Source organism: Paracoccus maritimus (genome assembly GCF_025195095.1).
Taxonomy (GTDB): domain Bacteria; phylum Pseudomonadota; class Alphaproteobacteria; order Rhodobacterales; family Rhodobacteraceae; genus Paracoccus; species Paracoccus maritimus.
Map to the genome: position 1 here is coordinate 41346 of NZ_JANAVZ010000008.1, position 20481 is coordinate 61826.

Annotated in this window: 19 protein-coding genes and 3 pseudogenes; 12 read left to right on the forward strand and 10 right to left on the reverse strand. The window is 64.9% G+C overall.

Going from position 1 to position 20481, the window contains the following annotated elements:
* Positions 1-23: 23 nt before the first annotated feature.
* From MU516_RS14080 to MU516_RS14095, 4 genes are read left to right on the forward strand one after another with little or no spacing between them, the layout of a single operon-like run.
* The gene (locus tag MU516_RS14080; protein ID WP_260277905.1) at positions 24-1031 is read left to right on the forward strand and encodes an ABC transporter permease subunit; all 1008 of its coding nucleotides are present in this window, start codon (positions 24-26) and stop codon (positions 1029-1031) included.
* Positions 1028-1927, forward strand: coding sequence for an ABC transporter permease subunit (locus tag MU516_RS14085; protein ID WP_260277906.1), 900 nt, complete (start codon positions 1028-1030; stop codon positions 1925-1927). Before MU516_RS14080 ends, MU516_RS14085 begins: the two co-directional genes overlap by 4 nt.
* Before the next feature lie 3 nt (positions 1928-1930).
* On the forward strand, positions 1931-2770 hold the full coding sequence (locus MU516_RS14090) for an ABC transporter ATP-binding protein (RefSeq protein WP_260277908.1): 840 nt from the start codon (positions 1931-1933) through the stop codon (positions 2768-2770).
* Positions 2767-3612 (forward strand): ABC transporter ATP-binding protein, encoded by an 846-nt coding sequence (locus MU516_RS14095; protein WP_260277910.1) that lies wholly within the window; start codon positions 2767-2769, stop codon positions 3610-3612. Before MU516_RS14090 ends, MU516_RS14095 begins: the two co-directional genes overlap by 4 nt.
* 200 nt (positions 3613-3812) lie before the next feature.
* Here the strand turns inward: MU516_RS14095 and MU516_RS14100 are convergent, their stop codons facing one another.
* The 3 genes from MU516_RS14100 to fmdA are packed head-to-tail and all read right to left on the reverse strand — an operon-like array spanning position 3813 to position 5916.
* Complete coding sequence (locus tag MU516_RS14100; protein WP_260277911.1) at positions 3813-4109, reverse strand: FmdB family zinc ribbon protein; 297 nt, start codon at positions 4107-4109, stop codon at positions 3813-3815.
* A gap of 11 nt (positions 4110-4120) precedes the next feature.
* On the reverse strand, positions 4121-4633 hold the full coding sequence (locus MU516_RS14105; protein WP_260277913.1) for an AmiS/UreI family transporter: 513 nt from the start codon (positions 4631-4633) through the stop codon (positions 4121-4123).
* Between the two features lie 56 nt (positions 4634-4689).
* Positions 4690-5916, reverse strand: coding sequence for a formamidase (gene fmdA, locus MU516_RS14110; RefSeq protein WP_260277914.1), 1227 nt, complete (start codon positions 5914-5916; stop codon positions 4690-4692).
* Positions 5917-6197: 281 nt separating this feature from the next.
* Here fmdA and MU516_RS14115 point away from each other — a divergent pair, with 281 nt between their 5' ends.
* Positions 6198-8831, forward strand: a complete 2634-nt coding sequence (locus MU516_RS14115; protein ID WP_260277915.1) for an ATP-binding protein — start codon at positions 6198-6200, stop codon at positions 8829-8831.
* On the forward strand, positions 8828-9946 hold the full coding sequence (locus tag MU516_RS14120; protein ID WP_260277916.1) for a sensor histidine kinase: 1119 nt from the start codon (positions 8828-8830) through the stop codon (positions 9944-9946). Before MU516_RS14115 ends, MU516_RS14120 begins: the two co-directional genes overlap by 4 nt.
* Here MU516_RS14120 and MU516_RS14125 read toward each other — a convergent pair.
* A complete protein-coding gene (locus tag MU516_RS14125) occupies positions 9922-10680 on the reverse strand; it encodes a response regulator (protein ID WP_260277917.1) in 759 nt (252 codons plus the stop codon). The genes MU516_RS14120 and MU516_RS14125 overlap by 25 nt on opposite strands.
* Before the next feature lie 295 nt (positions 10681-10975).
* Here MU516_RS14125 and MU516_RS14130 point away from each other — a divergent pair, with 295 nt between their 5' ends.
* The 3 genes from MU516_RS14130 (at position 10976) to MU516_RS14140 (ending at position 13161) form a co-directional block, all read left to right on the forward strand.
* The gene (locus tag MU516_RS14130; RefSeq protein ID WP_425606863.1) at positions 10976-11719 is read left to right on the forward strand and encodes a DUF4394 domain-containing protein; all 744 of its coding nucleotides are present in this window, start codon (positions 10976-10978) and stop codon (positions 11717-11719) included.
* A gap of 156 nt (positions 11720-11875) precedes the next feature.
* Positions 11876-12442: a sigma-70 family RNA polymerase sigma factor gene (locus MU516_RS14135; protein ID WP_260277919.1), complete on the forward strand. Its 567-nt coding sequence runs from the start codon at positions 11876-11878 to the stop codon at positions 12440-12442.
* On the forward strand, positions 12439-13161 hold the full coding sequence (locus MU516_RS14140; RefSeq protein WP_260277920.1) for an anti-sigma factor: 723 nt from the start codon (positions 12439-12441) through the stop codon (positions 13159-13161). Before MU516_RS14135 ends, MU516_RS14140 begins: the two co-directional genes overlap by 4 nt.
* A 30-nt stretch (positions 13162-13191) precedes the next feature.
* Here MU516_RS14140 and MU516_RS14145 read toward each other — a convergent pair whose 3' ends face one another.
* The 6 genes and pseudogenes from MU516_RS14145 to MU516_RS14165 form a co-directional block, all read right to left on the reverse strand.
* Entirely contained in the window at positions 13192-13368 is a 177-nt protein-coding gene (locus MU516_RS14145) for an HTTM domain-containing protein (RefSeq protein ID WP_260277921.1), read from the reverse strand.
* Positions 13369-13423: 55 nt separating this feature from the next.
* A pseudogene (locus MU516_RS19470) lies at positions 13424-13627 on the reverse strand (hypothetical protein); the annotation flags it as partial.
* Positions 13596-14072: pseudogene (locus MU516_RS19475) on the reverse strand (HTTM domain-containing protein); the annotation flags it as partial. The pseudogenes MU516_RS19470 and MU516_RS19475, both read right to left, overlap by 32 nt.
* 9 nt (positions 14073-14081) lie before the next feature.
* Positions 14082-14650: pseudogene (locus MU516_RS14155) on the reverse strand (ANTAR domain-containing response regulator); the annotation flags it as partial.
* A gap of 120 nt (positions 14651-14770) precedes the next feature.
* A complete protein-coding gene (hutC, locus tag MU516_RS14160; protein ID WP_260277922.1) occupies positions 14771-15484 on the reverse strand; it encodes a histidine utilization transcriptional repressor HutC in 714 nt (237 codons plus the stop codon).
* The gene (locus tag MU516_RS14165; RefSeq protein WP_260277923.1) at positions 15481-16845 is read right to left on the reverse strand and encodes a formimidoylglutamate deiminase; all 1365 of its coding nucleotides are present in this window, start codon (positions 16843-16845) and stop codon (positions 15481-15483) included. Before MU516_RS14165 ends, hutC begins: the two co-directional genes overlap by 4 nt.
* A 108-nt stretch (positions 16846-16953) precedes the next feature.
* Here MU516_RS14165 and hutI point away from each other — a divergent pair, with 108 nt between their 5' ends.
* From hutI to hutG, 3 genes are read left to right on the forward strand one after another with little or no spacing between them, the layout of a single operon-like run.
* Positions 16954-18156 (forward strand): imidazolonepropionase, encoded by a 1203-nt coding sequence (gene hutI / locus MU516_RS14170; RefSeq protein WP_260277924.1) that lies wholly within the window; start codon positions 16954-16956, stop codon positions 18154-18156.
* Positions 18125-19690, forward strand: a complete 1566-nt coding sequence (hutH, locus tag MU516_RS14175; protein WP_260277925.1) for a histidine ammonia-lyase — start codon at positions 18125-18127, stop codon at positions 19688-19690. The genes hutI and hutH overlap by 32 nt, the downstream gene beginning before the upstream one ends.
* Complete coding sequence (gene hutG, locus MU516_RS14180) at positions 19687-20478, forward strand: N-formylglutamate deformylase (protein ID WP_260277926.1); 792 nt, start codon at positions 19687-19689, stop codon at positions 20476-20478. Before hutH ends, hutG begins: the two co-directional genes overlap by 4 nt.
* Positions 20479-20481: the final 3 nt, after the last annotated feature.

Genomic DNA, 20481 nt, shown 5'->3' on the forward strand with positions numbered 1-20481 from the left:
GCGTTCTCAAAGGAAAGAGGCACATGGTCCGTTTCCTCCTCGCAAAGCTGCTGTATCTGATCCCGACCTTCCTGGGGATCACCATCATCGCCTTCGGCTTCGTCCGCATCCTGCCGGGCGATCCGGTGCTGCTGATGGCCGGCGAACGCGGCGTCTCGCCCGAACGTCACGCCGAACTCAGCGCACAACTTGGCTTCGACAAGCCGGTGGTGATGCAGTATCTCGATTTTCTCTGGCGCTTGCTGCACGGGGATTTCGGCAATTCGCTGGTTACCAAGAAACCGGTCCTGACCGAGTTCCTGGCGCTGTTCCCTGCGACCCTGGAACTGGGGCTGTGTGCCATCCTGATCGCCACGCTGGTCGGTGTTCCAGTCGGTGTCCTGGCCGCGATCAAGCGCGGCAGTTGGTTCGATCAGGTCTCGATGACCACCGCGCTGGTCGGGTTCTCGATGCCGATCTTCTGGTGGGGCCTGCTGCTGATCATCTTCTTTTCCGGCTTTCTTGGCTGGACGCCGGTCTCGGGCCGGATCAGCCTGATGTATTTCTTTCCGCAGGTGACCGGCTTCATGCTGATCGACAGCCTGCTGTCGGGACAGCAGGGCGCCTTCATCTCGGCGGTCAGTCACCTGATCCTGCCTTCGGTCGTGCTGGCGACGATTCCGCTGGCCGTGATCGCACGTCAGACACGGTCGGCCATGCTGGAGGTGATGGGCGAGGATTATGTTCGCACCGCGCGGGCCAAGGGCATGCCATCGCGCCGGGTGATCGGTGTCCACGCGCTGCGCAACGCGATGATCCCGGTGGTGACCACCATCGGTCTGCAGATTGGCGTGCTGATGGCTGGCGCGATCCTGACCGAGACGATCTTCAGCTGGCCTGGCATCGGTAAATGGATGATCGATTCGATTTCGCGCCGTGACTATCCGGTGGTGCAATCCGGCCTGCTGCTGATCGCGGGCATGGTCATGATCGTCAACCTGCTGGTCGATCTGACCTATGGCCTCATCAACCCAAGGATCCGCGCGTCATGAGCAATACCGCAGAACTTTCGACTGCCGCGATCCGCCGCCAGATGCTGGCCGAGTTCTGGTTCTATTTCCGCCAGAACCGTGGTGCCGTCGCCGGTCTGTTCGTCTTCATCCTGCTGGTGCTGACTGCGGTCTTCGCATCTGTTCTGGCACCGCATGATCCGACCGCCCAGTATCGCGACGCGCTGCTGTTGCCGCCCGTCTGGCAGGAAGGCGGGCGGGCCGAGTTCCTGCTGGGCACCGATGCTGTGGGCAGGGACATGCTGTCGCGCCTGATCTTCGGGGCGCAGTATTCGCTGTTCATCGGTATCGTCGTCGTCTCGATCGCCCTGTTCGGCGGCATCTTCATCGGTCTGATCGCGGGCTTCTTCCGTGGCTGGGTCGATGCGCTGATCATGCGGGTGATGGACGTGATCCTGGCATTCCCGTCGCTGTTGCTGGCGCTGGTGCTGGTCGCGGTCCTTGGGCCGGGACTGACCAACGCGATGATCGCCATCGCCATCGTCTATCAGCCGCATTTCGCGCGCCTGACCCGCGCCGCCGTGATGGGCGAGATGCGGCGCGAATATGTCACCGCCGCCCGCGTGGCCGGTGCCGGAAACATCCGGTTGATGTTCAAGACCATCCTGCCCAACTGCCTTGCGCCGCTGATCGTGCAGGCCACGCTGTCGTTTTCGGCGGCGGTGCTGGATTCCGCGGCCCTGGGCTTTCTGGGCATGGGCGCGCAGCCGCCCGCGCCGGAATGGGGCACGATGCTGGCCGAGGCGCGCGAATTCATCCTGCGTGCATGGTGGGTCGTGACATTCCCCGGCCTGGCGATCCTGGTCTCGGTTCTGGCGATCAACATGATGGGCGACGGTCTTCGCGACGCGCTTGATCCGAAACTGAAGCGGAGCTGAGCCATGGCATTGCTGACCATCCGAAACCTGACCGTCAAGTTTGCGACGGCCACCGGCAGCTTCACCGCCGTGGACGGCATCGACGTGTCCGTGGACCGTAGCGAGGTTCTGGCCATCGTGGGCGAATCCGGGTCGGGCAAGTCGGTGTCGATGCTGGCGGTGATGGGGCTTCTGCCCGACACCGCCACCGTCACCGCCGACGAGATGACCTATGACGGTCAGGACATGCTGGCCATGACCACAGCGCAGCGACGCCGCCTGATCGGGCGCGAGATCACGATGATCTTCCAGGAACCCGTCGCCTCGCTGAACCCGTCCTTCACGGTCGGCTTCCAGATCGAAGAGGTGCTGCGCATCAATCTGGGCCTGTCGGGCAAGGCGGCCCGCGAACGCGCGCTGGACCTGTTCCAGTCGGTCGGCATTCCAGAGCCGGAAGAAAAGCTGAAATCCTATCCGCACCAGATGTCGGGCGGGCAGTGTCAGCGGGTGATGATCGCCATCGCCATCGCCAGCAATCCACGACTTCTGATCGCGGACGAACCCACGACGGCGCTTGACGTGACCATCCAGAAACAGATCCTGGATCTGCTGATGAGCCTGCAAGAGGATTACGGCATGGGCCTGATCCTGATCACCCATGATATGGGCGTCGTGGCCGAAACCGCCGACCGCGTCGTGGTGCAATACAAGGGTCGCAAGATGGAAGAGGCCGACGTTCTCAGCCTGTTCGAGAATCCGCAAAGCGCCTATACCCGCGCGCTGCTGTCGGCACTGCCCGAGCATGCGACCGGCGACCGTCTGCCCACCGTGGCGGACTTTTTCCAAGAGGAGGCCGTGCGATGACCCCTGTCGTCGAAGGACGCGCCATCGTTCAGGACTATCACGTTCCGGGCAGCATGATGCGCCGCGCCAAGACCGTTCGCGCGGTCAAGGGGATCGATTTCAGTGTCCAGAAGGGCAAGACGCTGGCCATTGTCGGGGAATCCGGATCCGGCAAATCGACGCTGGCGCGGATCGTTGCGCTGATCGACGCACCTTCGGGCGGTGAATTGCTGATCGACGGACACCCCGTGGACATCGCCGCGAAACGGCCAGGCCCGGAAATGCGGTCCAAGGTCCAGATGGTTTTTCAGAACCCCTATGGCAGCCTGAACCCGCGCCAGAAGATCGGCGACGTGCTGACCGAGCCGCTGATCATCAACACCGACACCCCTGCCGCAGAGCGCCGCGACCGCGCCAAGGCGATGTTGCAGAAGGTCGGGCTGATGCCCGAGCACTACAACCGCTATCCGCACATGTTCTCGGGCGGGCAGCGGCAGCGGATCGCGATTGCGCGGGCGCTGATGCTGAATCCGTCACTACTGGTGCTGGATGAGCCTGTCTCGGCGCTGGACCTGTCGGTTCAGGCGCAGGTCCTGAACCTGCTGGCCGATCTGCAGGACGAGATGGGCCTGACCTATGTGTTCGTCAGCCATGATCTGTCGGTCGTGCGCTATATCGCCGACGAGGTGATGGTGATTTCAAAGGGCGAGGCCGTCGAACAGGCGTCGCGCGATCAGATTTTCTCCAATCCGACGCACCCCTATACGCAACAGCTGTTCGCGGCGACCCCGGTGACCGATCTCGATGCGATCCGGGCGCGCGTGGCCCGCAGAAAGGCCGCGCGCGAGTCAGCGGCGGTCTGATCCTTGTCGCCGAACGGCGGCTGCTGCTGCCGGGCGCGCAAGCGCCGCCCCGTCGGGGCGGCGCCTACGATACGCGGTCCATCGCATGCCGCAGATCTGTTGCGACGCTGCGGGAACCGTTTTCGATCACGCGCATGGCAGGCAGAATTCACACATTCCGCGACGGCGACGCGATCCTGTCCACGCGGCCGGACGCGGGCCTAGCACTGTCCCAGCATCCAGCGGCGCGAGGTCGGCGGTGTGGCCTTCTTGCAAAGATTGCACCCACAGCTTGGCAGATGCGACCGCTTGACGACCTTGGGCTCGCAGGATGTCGCCTCGGCGCGGTTCTCCGCCCGGCGCAGGGCGCTGGACAGGGTGCTGATCTGCGGCAGGGCCGGCAGCACCGGGCTAGCGGCACCGCAGCAGGGGCATTCCAGACCCGACAGGCTGTTTGCATAGCTGACAAGGCCTGTGAAGACGCCGTGATCGGGGCATTGAAAGTCATAGACCGGCATGGCGGATCTCCTTACAGCAGTCCATCGAGAAGCAGGAAGCCGGGCAGCCAGCCGGTGACGATACCGGCAATCAGCGTGACCCAGGCAGTTTGCCGCAGGATCGGTCGTCCCAAGGCCAGCAGCAGAAAATACATGAACCACAGCACGCCCCAGATCAGCCAGTTGCCAGCAAGCCAGACCTCGGTCATCGACTGGGCTCCGGATATGCCGCGCAGGAACACGGGAACGGTGGTGATGGCGACGAACAGGCTGAACCAGCCCAGCCCGCGTCCATCCACGGCCACCAGGCGGTTATAGGCCACCCACAGATAGGTGGTGGCGAACATTAGCGTCAGCGCCGCCGCGCGCACGCTTTGGATCCCGGCATCTGATCCGAACGCGCCCTGGATGACGACACCCGCCGCGACCAGACCCGAGACGATGTTGATGACCACGATCTCGCGGTCCTGGATGCGATCCATGAGCCAGAGCCCGTTGAGAAACAGCACCGCACCCACATAAAACAGAAGAAATCCAAGCAACATGACGCATGGCTCCGTGTTGGGGCCCCGCCCCAGAGGGGACGGGGCGAAGGGGGCTGTCAGCTTGTTCGCGCGACGGACACTTCGGGGACGGATCGTTTCGGCCCGTCAGCATTGGGTCGGATGTCGAAGTCGAAGATCGCGGTCGGTATCGCCAGCGTTGCGCAGGCGTTGGGAATATCGACGATCCCGGCGATGCGTCCCTCGACCGGGGCGGTGCCCAGGATCATGTAGGCCTGTTCACCTGAATAGCCGAACTTCTTGAGATACTCGATCGCGTTCAGGCAGGCCCGGCGATAGGCCACATGCGCATCCAGATAATACTGCTCGCCGGTATGTTCATCGACCGAGATGCCTTCGAAGATCAGGTAGTCGTCGAAATGCGGGTCGATGGGCGAGGGGCGGAAGATCGGGTTGGTGACGCCGTATTTCGACATCCCGTCCTTGATGACGTCCACCTTGATGTCGATCCATCCAGCCATCTCGATGGCGCCGCAGAAGGTGATTTCACCGTCGCCCTGACTGAAGTGGATGTCGCCCATCGAAAGCCCGCCGCCCTTAACATAGACGGGGAAATAGACCTTGGATCCGCGCGACAGGTTCTTGATGTCGCAATTGCCGCCATGTTCGCGGGGCGGCACGGTGCGCCACGCCTCTTTCGCGGCGGCCTCGGCCGTGCTGCCCGACATCTGGCCCATCAGCGCGGTTGACGGGTCCGGCGGGCAGGCCAGCGGCGGCACGCGGTCGGGGTCGGTGGCGATCAGCGCCGCCTCGCGCCGGTTGGCCTCGGCCAGCAGCTTGTGGTCGGGCAGGCAGCCGATCAGGCCGGGATGGATCAGGCCGGGATAGCGCACGCCGGGGACGTGGCGCGATCGGGCATAGATCCCTTCGAAATCCCAGCAGGACTTGACCGCTTCGGGGTAATGCTCGGTCAGGAAGCCGCCGCCGTTTTCCTTGGCGAACAGCGCGTTGAAACCCCAGCGCGAATCGTCCTTGGCGCCGATGTCCAGGATGTCCACGACCAGCAGGTCGCCCGGCTCGGCGCCCTCGAACGCGAAGGGGCCGGAAAGATAGTGGACGCGCGTCAGATCGACGTCCCGGATGTCGTTGGCACTTTCATTGTTGCCGACCTGCCCGCCGGTCCAGTCATAGCATTCGACACGCAGAACCTCTCCGGTCTTGAAGGTCTCGACCATCGGAATGTCCGGGTGCCAACGGTTATGTGTCTTGATGGCGGCCTCTTCGGGCGCCTTGCTCAGATCCACCTCGAATACGGTCTTTGGCATCTCATCCTCCCTGTTTCGGGCGGCCGGTGCCATGCGTGGCCGGCCGATCCTCGGGATCAGCCTGCCCGCTTCATGTAATCGTCATACATGCCGAACGGAGCAGTTTTGTAATTTTGTGTAATCAAGAAATTACAATCGATTACATGGACCCTGACGGTTTCGACAATTCACAGGAGGCGACAACGCGGCTAGTCTACCGGTCGGCCGCGCATGGCTTATGCGGCGATGATCGGTCCTGCCGCGAAGGGCGGGTCAGTCGCGCGGCGATCCGGGGGCAGGGGATGACGATCACGAACGCGACGGGCGGTGATGGCGGCGGGCCGCGATCCAGCGGCGGGTTTCCCGGCCTGGAACCCGCGCCGCGCAGCTATCAATCCTGGGTCGCCGACGAGACCATCGAGGACTATGCGCTGCGCTATGCCCCGGCCAGCCACCGGCGCTGGACGCCTGCGACGATCACCCACACCGCCTTGGGCGGGATCTCGTTCCTGGCGCTGGAGGCGATCGGCGCTGCGCTGACGATATCCTGGGGCGTTCAAACCACCGTGGTCGCGGTGCTGCTGGTCTCGGTCTTCATCTTCGTCACCAGCCTGCCCATCGCTTATCACGTCGCGCGGGCCAACGTGGATCTGGACCTGCTGACCCGTGGCGCGGGTTTCGGCTATATCGGGTCGATCATCACCTCGCTGATCTATGCCACCTACACGATCATCTTCTTCGCGCTGGAAGGCGTGATCATCGCTCAGGCGCTTCTGGTCTGTTTCGGGTTGCCGCTGCCTGTCGGGTACCTGCTGTCGGCACTGGTGGTCCTGCCGGTCGCGTCCAGGGGCATGACCGCGATATCCCGCTTTCAGATGGCCACGCAATTGCCGTGGATCGTGCTGGCGCTGCTGCCCTTCGCGGCGATTGCGTGGGCCGATCCCGATGCCGCCTCGCGCTGGCTGGCCGCGCCCGGCCCGGAACTGAGCCTGCTGTCGCTTGGCGCGGCGGTCGGCGTACTGTGCGCTCTGACCCTGCAGATTGGCGAGCAGGTCGACTACCTGCGCTTTCTACCGCCTCGCGAGACGACGACGCGCCTGCGCTGGTGGGGTGCGCTGATCCTGGCCGGGCCGGGCTGGATCCTGGTTGGCGGCACCAAGATCCTGATGGGCAGCTTCCTGGCATGGCTGGCCATCGGGAACGGCGTGGCGCACGAAGCCGCGGTCGAGCCGATCAGCATGTTCTGGCACGCCTATGAATATCTGTTCGGGCCGCAGACGGCATTGCTGGTAGCGACGGCCTATGTGTTGGTCGCGCAGATCAAGATCAATGTGACCAACGCCTATGCGGGATCGCTGGCGCAGTCGAATTTCCTGCTGCGGGTCATGCGCTATCATCCCGGCCGTCTGGTCTGGCTGCTGATGCATGTCGCGATCAGCCTGACGCTGATGATGATGGGGGTCTTTTCGACGCTCGAGGCGGTGTTGGCCATCTATGCCAACCTAGCGCTGGCTTGGCTGGGGGCGCTGTTTGCGGATCTGGCGATCCTGAAACCGCTTCGGCTAAGTCCCTCTCATCTTGAATTCCGGCGTGCCTATCTGCCCGATCTGAATCCGGTCGGTTGCGGTGGAATGGCCGTCGGCGGACTGGCCGGGCTGGCGCTGTATCTGGGCGGCGGGGGGCCGCTGCTGCAGGCTTGGTCGGCGCCGATCGCATCGCTGGTCGCGCTTATCGTGGCGACGGCGATCGGGGTGTTGCGACGCGGCAAGGGCTATATCGCGCGTCCGCCAAGCGATCTGGGTGCCGGCCAGCAACATGCCTGCGCGATTTGCAGCCACAGCTATGCGACACCGGACATGGCCTATTGCACGTTCTATGAGCGGCCAATCTGTTCGCTGTGCTGCAGTCTTGAACCGCATTGCCGGGATTTCTGCAAACGGTCGCGTCCGGCCGGAACAGAGATGTCGCAATCCGAGGACGGCGCGGTTCGCCTGCATCGCGTGTCACCCCGGCTTTGGCCCCGGATCTGGCAAGTGGTCGCCATGTTCCTGCTGCTGATGGCGCTGGCGGGATGCCTGTATCTGGCAGCCCGCTACATGTCGGTCTGGCTGCGCAGCCCCGAACAGACGGTTTCGTTCTTCCTGGCCGCGGCACCTCTGATGGCGCTGCTGGCCTTCTGGGCAGTGCTGGCGAACGAGCGGCGTCGCCTGACCGAGGAAAACCTGCTGGATGCCTTGCGGCGTCTGGGATCGACCCAGCGCGAGCTGGCGATCCGCCAGCGTCTTGCCGCCGTGGGCGAGGTCGCCGCGATGATCAGCCACGAGTTGCGCAACCCGCTGGGCACGATCACCAGTTCGGTCGAGGTGCTGTCGCGCAGCCCGGGACTTGGCGCCGAGGCGGAAGAGGATGTCGCCCGCATCCGGCGCAATATCGGCCGCTGCAGCAGGATCATCGACATCCTCCTGGATTTTGCCCGACAGGGGGCACACGAGACTGTCTCTGTCGAGATGCAAGGCTGGCTTGCTGCGCTGGCAGCGGAACATCCCGAACGCGCCGTGATCACGCTTGAGGTGCAACCGGGCATGATGTTGCGCTGCGATCCCGCGCGTCTGCAATTCGCGATCCGCAACCTGATCGAGAATGCCTGGCAGGCAGCCGAGGCCGAGGTTGACCGCGCGCAACGCCCCGCGATCGTGCTGCGCGCCTTTCGCGAGGCGGGGCGCGCGATCATCGAGGTCGAAGACAACGGCGCGGGACTGCCGCCCGAGATCAGCGCGCGGGCCTTTGACCCGCTGGTGACGACCAAGGCGGCCGGGGTCGGCCTTGGTCTGCCGCTGGTCCGGCGGGTCGCCCAGATGCATGGTGGCGATGCCTGGATCGAACGCACCGGACCGGGTGGAACATCCATGAGACTCAGCATCGTCGAGCAGCCATGAATCCCGTCGCCGCCCCGAGGCAGATCCTGATCGTGGATGACGATCCAGATTTCGCGACCGCGACCTCAAGGGCGTTGGCCCTGGAAGGGATCGCCTGCAGGATCGCCCATGACGGCGCCGCGGCGATGGCCGAGCTGGCGGATGGCCAGATCGAGATCGTTCTGCTGGACATCCGGATCGGCCCCGAGGACGGCACCGAACTGGCCGCCAGGATGCGGGCTGCCGCGCCCGGACTGATCCTGATGCTGATGACCGCATATGCCTCGGTGGACAGCGCCGTGGCGGCGCTGAAGGCGGGGGCATATGACTATTTGCGCAAGCCCTTCTTTCTGGACGAGCTGATGCAATCGCTGGACCGCTGTTTCCAGCTTGCCGATCTTCGCCGCGGGAAGGCGCGGGCGGAACGCGAGCTTGTCCAGATCCGGCAGCTTGAGACGACCTCGCGCCTTGCCGCCGGCCTGTCCCATGATTTCCGCAACATGCTGGCCGTCATTCAGGCGAACCTGTCTGTGCTTGACGAAAGGCTGCACAAGGCGGACGCCCTGAAACCCTATGCGCAGGACGCGCTTGAGGCTGTGCAGACCGCCGAGACGCTGGTCGCGCGGCTGCTGGGGTTTGCCCGTGCCCGGCCGATGTCGGGTCCGCCCGTCGATCTGCGGTCCCTGGTTTCCGGGCCTACCGACATGCTGCGCCGCAGCCTGTGTGCGGAAATGACCCTGACGGTCGGCTTGCCCGATCAGCCGCTGCTGGCGCCGGTCAATCCCGGCCAGATGGAGACCGCCGTGGTCAATCTTCTGATCAACGCGCGTGATGCGACCGGCGGCACCGGGTCCGCCACCATCGTTCTGGAACATGTCTGGCGCGGCAGCGACTATGCCCGGCTGACAGTGCAGGATGACGGCAGGGGGCTTGGTCCTGACGCACTGGAACACGCGCTGGAGCCGATGTTCACCACCAAGCCCGACGGCACAGGACTTGGTCTGCCGATGATCCAGCAGATGGCGCTGATGGGTGGCGGTGATTTTCGTCTGGTCAACGCCGCCGGCGGCGGGGCGCGCGCAATTCTCGAGTTGCCGTGCCTGAAGCCCGGTCAGGGCTCGGGCGAGAACATGTAGCCGGTGCCGCGAATGGTGCGGATGCGGCGCGGGTTCGGCCCCGTATCGCCGATCTTGCGGCGCAGCTTGGCGATCATCATGTCGATTGACCGATCATAGGGCGACCACGCCCTGCCCGCCGTCAGATCCAGAAGCTGATCGCGGCTCAGCGCGCGACCGGGACGCTGCGCCAGTGCACTGAGCAGATTGAACTCATGGGTGGTCAGCGGCATCGCAATCCCATCCGGGCGCTGCAGGGTACGCGCGCCCAGGTCCAGGACATAGCCGTCGAACGTGACGCTGCGGCCGGGGGGCGCGGCCCGATCCGCATCTTCGGCAGGGGCACGCTCGTCCGGCAGACGTCGCAGTACCGCCCGGACCCGGGCCAGCAATTCGCGCGGCTCGAAGGGCTTGACCAGAAAATCATCCGCCCCGATCTCCAGCGCCACGATGCGGTCCAGCGCCTCTTGCCGGGCGGACAGGAAGATAATCCCCATATCCTTGCTGCGGCCAAGCTTTCGGGCCAGCGAATAGCCGTCATCGCGTCCGGGCAGTCCGATATCCAGAACGACGACGTCGAACTGCCTTTCGGCCAGTGCAAGCTGCATTCCGGTCCCGTCGGAGGCGGTCCGCGCGACGAACCCCTGATCGGTGAAGTATCGCTGCAGGAACGCGCTGAGACGTGCGTCGTCCTCGACGAAAAGAATATGCAGCGGTTGCTGCGGGACAGCGCTGACGCATGAGTGATCTGTCATCTCGGCCTGTCGAACGTGATGCTTGACGCAAGCGAAAGCCGGGCTGCGCAAGCGCTGGGCTTGGCCGATACTAGCCGGGCGCCGGCCTGTTTGCCACAGTCGCGATCGCCGTCCTGGGTAGGCGCTTCGAAAAAAATAATATGCTGTCCTGCATCCAAACGCACGCCTCTTCGAGTCTTCAGGACATGAAGGCTGCGGAAAGACCGCGGCCAAGCCCATGAAAGGACATATCATGTTCAAGAATATTCCTTTGCTGACCGCGACGGCGATCGTCGCCGTATCCGCAACCGGCGCAATGGCAGAAATGAAGGCCGGCACGATGGCCATCGGCCTTTCCGGCGACAAGACCCTGCATCATATCGATGCGGCGACCGCGACGGTCAAAGCCACGATGGATGTCGAGGGTGTGGACAAGCTTCTGGGCGTCGATCTGCGTCCTGCGACCGGGCAGTTGATCGGCGTCACCGACGCTTTCGAAATTGTCGAAATCGATCCGGAAACCGGCGCGGCCACGGTGATCTCTACCATGGATACCGAACTGCCGATCGAAGGCGATGCGCCGGTGATCGTGGATTTCAATCCGATGGCCGACAAGTTGCGCTTCATGTCGGGCACCACGAATCATCGTGTGGACATCGAAAGCGGCGCTGTCACGGTTGACGGTTCGCTGGAATTCGAAGCCGAGGACATGCATGCGGGCGAAGCCCCGGCCATCGTTGCCGCTGCCTATATCAATTCCCACGGCAAGCCGGAATCGACCGCGATGTATGATATCGACAGCACCATTGTCGCGCTGATCCAGCAGACTTCGCCGAACGACGGAACTCTGGCCGCCATCGGCAAGCTGGGGATCGAGGGTGCAGGCAGCTATGCCTTCGACATCGCGACCGACGCCGAGGGCGCGAACACGGCATGGCTTGCCGCGGGCGGGAAGCTGCACACCGTGTCGCTTGAAGATGGCAGCGTGCAGGAAAGCTGGGATATCCAGGATGCCGACGGCGCGGAACTGCGCGACATCACGTTCATGACCGCAATGTAACGGTTCAAGAGTGTTCGGCTGGCGCGGCGCGGTACTGCGCGCCAGCCACTCGCGGTAATGTTATCACGGGCAGGTCGCATCGCGCGGTCGCACCCGGACCCGACGGGTTTGACAGATCGCCCGATGCGCCTTAGCCGTGGCACAAATGTAATCAGCATGGCGGGGAAGGCAGGCCATTTCGTGACCGATCATGCATCCTTGCTGAAGGCCTGTGCTGACGGCGACAAATCTGCGCTGCAGCAGCTGATGCTTGCCGAGGGCGGGCGAATGCTGGGCGTGGCAAGGCGCATGTTGCGTCGCGCAGATCTTGCCGAAGATGCGCTGCAGGAAAGTCTGGTGCTGATCTGGCGAAAGGCCCATCAGTTCGACGAAACCCGCGGCAGTGCCAAGGGCTGGGTCTATGCGATCCTTCGCAATCGTTGCCTGACGATGCTGCGCCGCGAAGATCGCGAAGTTCCGGTATCGCCGGGCACACTGGGCGAGGTGCTGGACGACACGACGCACCAGACCATTCTGGATGAGGCCTTCGAAAGGCTGGGGACGACATCTGACCTGCGTCAATGCCTTCAGTCGTTAGAGCCCGGAACGCGCCGCGCCATCCTGTCGTCCTACGTGCTGGGCTACAGCCACGGAGAGATTGCGGGACATCTGGGCGCGCCGCTGGGTTCGGTGAAGTCATGGGTGCGACGGGGTCTTTTGAAGCTGAGGGAGTGTCTGTCATGACGGACCGATCTCTTGATCTGTTGATCGATGAGGTCGTCCTTGGCCTGGCCGGGGACGCCGATATCGCGCGCCTCGAGGAGCTGGCGCGTCAGGATCCCGATGTCGCCGCAAGACTTGACCAGGCGCGGCAACGGTTCGGGGCGCTGGATGACACGGCCGATGTCCTGTCTTTGCCGGACGGGCTTTGGGCTAGGGTCGAGGCGCGGCTGGACGCGCCGGAACAGCATGTTCCCCAGGCGAAAGCCGCGCCGGACAACCTGATCGACCTCGACACGCTGCGGCAATCTGTTGGCCGTTGGCGCCGTGCCGCGCTTGGGGGGCTGGCCGCAGCGATGCTTCTGGCCGTGGTTCTGGGCTGGTCGGTGCTGTCGCAGCCCGGACCGGTCGTTGTCGCCGTGCTGCTGGATGACCGGGGCGAGGCGATCGCGCTGGTCGAAAGCGGTCGTGACAACACCACGCAGATCACGCTGCTGGAACGGCCTGACATGCCGTCCAATCAGGTGATGCAGGTCTGGACCAAGCCTGATGACGACGGTCCTCCGGTGTCGCTGGGGCTGCTTTCGACGGGACGTTCGGATACGCTGACCATCGAGGGTCTGCCGACGCCGTCGCCACGGCAGCTTTACGAGATCACCCTGGAACCGGCAGGCGGATCGCCGACGAACCTGCCCACCGGGCCGATTTTCGGCAAGGGGCTGGCGAAGGCGCCCGTGACCTGACAACGGATTTTATGACGCAGAGACGGTCGGTCAGCGGTGCGTCCCGGCAGGGTCGAATGTCTGGAATCCGGAATCGGTCTGGGACCGCAGCCCCCAAGCCGGGATCTTCAGCGGCAGAACCCAGGGATCGGTGCCGAACAGGGCCCAGTCGTCTTGCGCAAGGTCGGCCGTCGGGTCGATGAAGACCTGGCACGGCCTGCCGGTCATATATCCGCATCCGCCAGGAAAAACGGTGGTCGTCGCCGCTCCACCGGAGTTCGGAACTGAAGGCCGCCCCGCGGACCGGCAGCACGATCTGCACCACCAGCCACAGCGCCACGGCGATCAGCGCGATGTGCGGCAGGGAAGTCGTCAGATCCGGGTGGTCGGAGGCGGCATCGTCCGGCTGCCCGCCGGTCACGCGGCGCAGCAGGACGGCGGGCCAGCCGGGCTCGCCGCCACAGAAGCAGGGGCGCGCCAAGGACATGCAGCGCGATGACCCCCCAGCTTGCGGCAAGAATGATCCAGTCCATCTGGAACATCGGTGCCAGCCACGTCCCTTCGGTGCGCGCCTGCAACCACAGACGCAGCGGCTGACCCAGCAACCAGTCCGGGGTCAGCTTGACCAGTCCCGCATAGATCAGCACGATTTCGGTCTGCGCGCGCAGCATGAAGACCGACAGATAGGGAACCCTCCGGTCCCGGCGCGGTGCCGACCAGGCATCCAGCGACCACATTCGTGCCGCGGGCACGCAGCACAGGATCATCGCGTAAGAAGGACCAGGTAGAAATGGTTCAGATACTCGGCCGCATCCAGCAGGAAGAAATAGGCGAAGACCAGCGTGAAGACGATGATCGCCACCCGATAGAAAAGGCCCAGCATCACGAACAGCGCGGCGGTTCCCATGACCAGCCATGCCAGTTCCAGCCATGCCTTGGGCAGCGGGCGTGATCAGTTGCTGGGCGATCTCGCCGATGCGTTTGCCCTGATCCATGGGGGTCTTGCGCAGCAGGGCATAGGCTTCGGCCTCGTCCATCCCGCGCGCCTTCATCAGGACCGCCTTGGCGCGGTCCACGATCTTGCGTTCCTCCAGCGCGGCGCGGGTCGCGGCAAGTTCGGCGCGCAGTTGCTGCAGCATGTGGAACCGCGCCACGGCGGCATCAATGATCGGCTTGATCCTGTCCGGTCTCAGCCCGTCCACGACATAGGCCGAGATTCCCGCCCCGATCGCGGATCTGGTCAGTTGTTCGTTGGACCTGTCCACGAACATGGCGACCGGACGTTCGGCCGGGTCCCAGGCCAGCGCCAGTCCTAAAGGATGTCGCGCGAGGGATCGGCGATGTCGATCAGGACGACATCAGGGCGCAGTTCGGCGACCCGCCGGGCAAGCGAGGATTGTTTGGCCACGATCCGGATGTCGTGGTCGCCGGTCTCGGCCAGACTTTCGGCAATCGACTGCGCCCGGACGGTATCGGCTTCGACGACAACGATGAGAAGGTTTTTCAGCATGAGACATCCGTGATCATGCCGCGGCCTCATGCGCGCCGATCCTGAACAATTGTTTGCAGACAATGCGGATGAGGCGGCATCGCTCATGCCCGATAAACAGGCAATGATGCCGCAGAACGGTCAGTCCTTCGAGTTCATGACATGGCTGTTGGGAAACGCCGCGCGCAGCGTCGTGATCGGGCCGCTGTCATTCCATGTCGTCCGCTGCAGCAGCAGGATTGCCTCGCGGGGTGGAATGTCCAGCAGCCGCGCATCCCGGTCGCTGGCGTTTCTGGCCGAAATGGCGATCTCGGTCCGGGTGTAGGGCGCGTTGCGAACCAGCCATTCATTGGCGTTCACGTGCCGGAAATCGACTTCGTTCATTCCCGGCACGGCGGCCGGATTGATCCAGCGATCATCGAACTGGAAAGGTTTTCCATCACCGTAGTGCACTGCCCGCAGATGCAGCAGAACCTGACCTTCCGGCAGGCCGATGCGCTGTGCGATCTCGGCCGGGATCGGACTGCGGCGTTGGGCGATGACGCGATGGCCGTAGTCCATGCCGGCGCTTTCGACCTGCTCGCGCACGATCGGGATGGTGAAGGTCGCCTTGCGCACGGGGTCGATCGCGACGCGGGTTCCGGCCCTGCGCCGTCGTTCCAGCAGCCCCTCGTCCGCCAGCAATTGCAGCGCCTTGTTTACGGTCGCCCGCGCCGCACCGAACTGCACGGCCAGATCCGCCTCATCGGGGATCCGCTGGCCCTGCCGCCATTCGCGCTCGATGATGCGGCGCCGCACCTCGGAGGCGATCAGCTGCGCCTTGGGCGCGGTCGAGCCGGGGGCGCGTTCGGTCACATTCGTTCCTTCAGGCTGTCGATACAGTCCAGATAATCGGTGACGATGCGGTCGCGGTCCAGATGCCGGCCCGCGCGCACGACATGCCGTCCGGCAGCCCAGACATCGCCGATCAGCCCTTCGCCGCCCGCAAAGACAAGGCTGTCCAGCATCTGATCGCCCGCACGGCCCGCCATCACCGGATTGCGCAGCGACACCGCGCACAGATCGGCCCACAGCCCGGCCCGGATCGCACCGGTGTCGCGCCCGGCGGCACGGGCACCGCCCTGAAGTCCACTGTCATAGAGAACGCGCCCCGTCGATCGCGTCGGGTCCGCCAAGATGGCGCGTGCGTTGTCGCGCAGGCGCTGACTGTATTCCAGCGTCCGCAACTCCTCGACCATCGAGATGCGGATATTGCTGTCGGACCCAAAGCCCAGCCCGCCGCCCGCATCGCGCCAGGTCGTGCCGTTGAAGATGCCGTCGCCCAGGCTGCTTTCGGTGATCGGGCACAGCCCGGCCACCGCGCCGGTCGCGGCAAGGCGGCGGGTTTCGTCCGTCGTCATGTGCGTCAGATGGATCAGCGTCCAGCGCGCGTCGGGGGCGTGATGTTCCAGCAACCATTCGACCGGGCGCAGGCCATAGGCCGCGCTGACCTCTTCGATCTCGGGGATCTGTTCGGCCAGATGCATGTGCAGCGGGCGGTCGGGGCGAAGCCCGGCGCAGATCGACAGCGCCTCGGGAGAGACTGCGCGCAGCGAATGCGGCGCGACCCCGATCCCGGCATCCTCGGGCAGGGCGTGCAGCGCGGCTTCGGCGGCGTCCAGAAGCCGGACGAAGCCGTCGGGGTCGGTTCCAAAGCGCGCCTGGCCGGGGCCAAGCGGACGGCGGTCGCAGCCGCCGAACTGATAGTGAACCGGCAGCAGCGTCAGCCCGATACCGGTCTGCGCGGCCGCGGCCGCGATGCGGTGCGACATCTCGGCGGGATTGGCATAGGCCGAGCCGCCAGGCTGATGGTGCAGATAGTGAAATTCGACATTGGTGGCGTAACCTGCTTCCAGCATCTCCATCTGGACCAGCGCCGCGACGGCCTGAACGTCGTCGGGCGTCAGCTGGTCCAGAAAGCGGAACATGATCTGCCGCCAGGTCCAGAACGTGTCGCGCGGATGCGGGCCGCGCGCCTCGGACAGGCCGGCCATGGCGCGCTGGAAGGCATGCGAGTGCAGATTGGCCATCGCCGGCAGCAGCAGTTCCACCCGCTGCCCGTCCGGCGGCATGCCTGCCTGAACCGATTCGATGCGCCCATCCGCCGCCAGCGTCACCAGTACATTTTCTGCCCAGCCCTCGGGCAGCAGCGCCCGTTCCGCCCACAGCACAGTCATCTGCATCCATCCCCGCGATTCGCGTTTGACGAAAAATATCTTTAGACATAGAAGTAAAATAAGTTTAAACATAGAAACGCAGCGTGCGCAATCTAAAGCGGGTGACCGATGCAGCTTCTCAGCAACGCAAGAATCGCCGGGATCGATGGAAAATCAGGCCAGTATGGCCTGTCTTCGCCCCAAGTCATCGCGATCGACGGGGGGCGGATCGCGTGGGTTGGCGAGGAATCGGCGATCCCCGCCGCGTATCTGCGGGCCGCGCGGCACGATCTGGGCGGGCGTGCGGTCACGCCGGGGCTGATCGACTGCCACACCCATGTCGTCTTCGGCGGGGATCGCGCACGCGAATTCGAGATGCGGTTGGAAGGCGCCAGCTATCAGCAAATCGCGAAAGCGGGCGGCGGCATTCTGTCCACCGTGCGCGCTACGCGCGACACCGACGAGGCTGATCTGCTGGCATCCGCGCTGCGGCGGGTGGATGCGCTGCTGGCCGAGGGCGTGACCACGATCGAGGTCAAGTCCGGCTATGGGCTGGATATCGACACCGAACTGAAGATGCTGCGCGTGGCCCGGCTGATCGAATCGCGCCGTGCCGTCAGCGTGCGGACGACCTGGCTGGCAGCCCACGCCTTGCCGCCGGAATATGCCGACGACCGGGCGGGGTATCTGCGCGACGTCGTGATCGCGGGCATGGATCGCGGCCATGCCGAAGATCTGATCGACGCGGTGGACGGGTTCTGCGAAGGCATTGCCTTCACCCCCGCCGAGATGGCGCAGGTCTTCGATCACGCGGCCGGCCTGGGCCTGCCAGTCAAGCTGCATGCCGAACAGCTGTCCGATCTGGGCGGCGCGGCGATGGCTGCGCGCCACGGGGCGCTGTCCGCCGATCATCTGGAATATCTGGATGCGGACGGAATTGCCGCGATGGCGCGGGCGGGCACCGTCGCGGTGATGTTGCCGGGCGCCTTCTACACCTTGCGGGAATCGCAGCTTCCGCCGGTGCAGGCGCTGCGCGATGCGGGGGTTCCGATGGCACTGGCCACCGATTGCAATCCCGGCACGTCGCCGCTGACCTCACTGCTTCTGACGATGAACATGGGGGCGACACTGTTCCGCATGACGCCGTCTGAATGCCTTGCGGGGGTCACCGTCCACGCGGCCCGGGCCCTGGGTCTGGCGGATCGCGGCTTGATCACGCCCGGACAGCGCGCAGATCTGGCGGTTTGGAACATCGATCACCTGGCCGAGCTGTCCTATCGCATCGGCTTCAACCCGCTTCATGCCCGTATCGTCGGAGGCGAATTTGTCTGATCTCATCCTTGTTCCGAACCAGGCCACGCTGTCGCAGCTGGAACAGGTCTGGCGGCAGCCCGGTTCCGTGCGGCTGGCCGACGGCGCGCATCGGGGCATCGCCGAATCCGCGGCGCGCATCCATGCGGCCGCGAACGGCGCGGCTCCGGTCTATGGCGTCAATACCGGCTTCGGGAAGCTGGCCTCGGTCCGGATCGCGGCCGAGGATACCGCGACGCTGCAGCGCAACCTGATCCTGTCGCATTGCTGCGGCGTGGGCGAGCCGGTCGAGGCGCAGACCGTGCGGCTGATCATGGTGCTGAAACTTCTGTCGCTGGGACGCGGCGCGTCCGGCGTTCGCCCTGACATCATCGCGCTGCTGCAGGACATGCTGGCGCGCGGTGTGCTGCCGGTGATCCCGTCGCAGGGTTCGGTCGGCGCCTCGGGCGATCTGGCGCCGCTGGCCCATATGGCGGCGGTGATGATCGGCGAGGGCAGGGCGGTTCTTGACGGGTCCGAGATGTCGGGTGCCGAGGCGCTGGCCAAGGCCGGGTTGTCACCGGTGACCCTTGCCGCCAAAGAGGGGCTGGCGCTGATCAACGGTACCCAGGTCTCGACCGCCTTCGCGCTGGTCGGCCTGTTCCGGGCATTTGCCGCCGCCCGTGCGGCGCTGGTCACATCCGCACTGTCCACCGACGCGATCATGGGCTCGACCGCGCCGTTCCTCGACGAGATCCACCAGCTGCGTGGCCATCGCGGCCAGATCGTCGCGGCGCGCGCGATCCGCGACCTGATGGCGGGCAGCGAGATCCGGGAAAGCCACCGCGAAGGTGATGCCCGCGTGCAGGATCCCTATTGCATCCGCTGTCAGCCGCAGGTCACTGGCGCCTGCATCGACCTGCTGTGGCAGGCCGCCCGCACGCTGCAGATTGAGGCGAACGCCGCCACCGACAATCCGCTGGTGCTGGTGCAGACCGATCATATCGTGTCGGGCGGCAATTTCCACGCCGAGCCGGTGGCCTTCGCGGCCGACCAGATCGCGCTGGCCATCGCCGAAATGGGCGCGATCGCGCAGCGCCGTATCGCGCTGATGGTCGATCCCACCCTCAGCCATGACCTGCCGCCCTTCCTGACGCCCGACCCCGGTCTGAACAGCGGGCTGATGATCGCCGAGGTAACCAGCGCCGCGCTGATGAGCGAGAACAAGCATCTGGCCAATCCCTGCAGCACCGATTCCACGCCGACCAGCGCCAATCAGGAAGACCATGTCAGCATGGCCGCCCACGGTGCGCGCCGGCTGCTGAGGATGAACGCGAACCTGTCGCAAATCCTGGGGATCGAGGCGATCTGCGCCGCCGCCGGGGTCGAATTCCGCGCACCGCTGACGACATCGGCACCGTTGCGCGCGGTCATCGCCCGGCTGCGCGCGCATGTCCCCGCGCTGGATCAGGACCGCTATCTTGCCCCCGATCTGGCCGAGGCGGCGCGTCTGGTGCGCGAGGATGCCCTGACCGGCGCCGTGCCGGGCGATCTGCTGGCCGAGGTGCATCCATGACCCCGGTCGAGATCTGCGAAGGCGACAGCCCGGTGATCCTGGGCCTGCCGCATACCGGCACGTTCCTTCCTGCCGAAATCGTCGCGCGCCTGAATGCGCGCGGGCAGCTGCTGGCCGATACCGACTGGCATATCCATCGCCTTTATGACGGGCTGCTGCCCGGCGCGACAACGGTGCGGGCAACCTTTCACCGCTATGTCATCGACGCCAATCGCGGCCCCGACGACGCAAGCCTCTATCCCGGCCAGAACACCACCGGGCTGGTGCCGCTGACCGATTTCGACGGTCGACCGATCTGGACCGAACCGCCGACCGAAGACGACATCGCCGACCGCAGGGTGCGGTATCACGCGCCCTATCACGCCGCCTTGTCGGCGCAGATCGACCGGATCCGCACGCGGCATGGCGTCGCGATCCTGTATGACTGCCATTCGATCCGCAGCCATATCCCGTTCCTGTTCGACGGCACGCTGCCGGATTTCAACATCGGCACCAATCTGGGCGCGACATGCGATCCGCGCATCCAGAACGTGGTCTCGGACATCGTAAAGGCGACCGGACGGACCTGGGTTCTGAACGGTCGCTTCAAGGGCGGCTGGACGACACGGCACTACGGCGACCCGCGCAACGGCGTTCACGCCATCCAGATGGAGCTGGCGCAGGCCACGCATCTGACGCAGGAATCGCCGCCCTTCGACTACGATCCCGAAAAGGCCGCGCCGCTGCGCGCCACCCTGGCCGATATCCTGCACCAACTTGCGGCTTTGGCCGCCGATCTGAAGGCATGACCC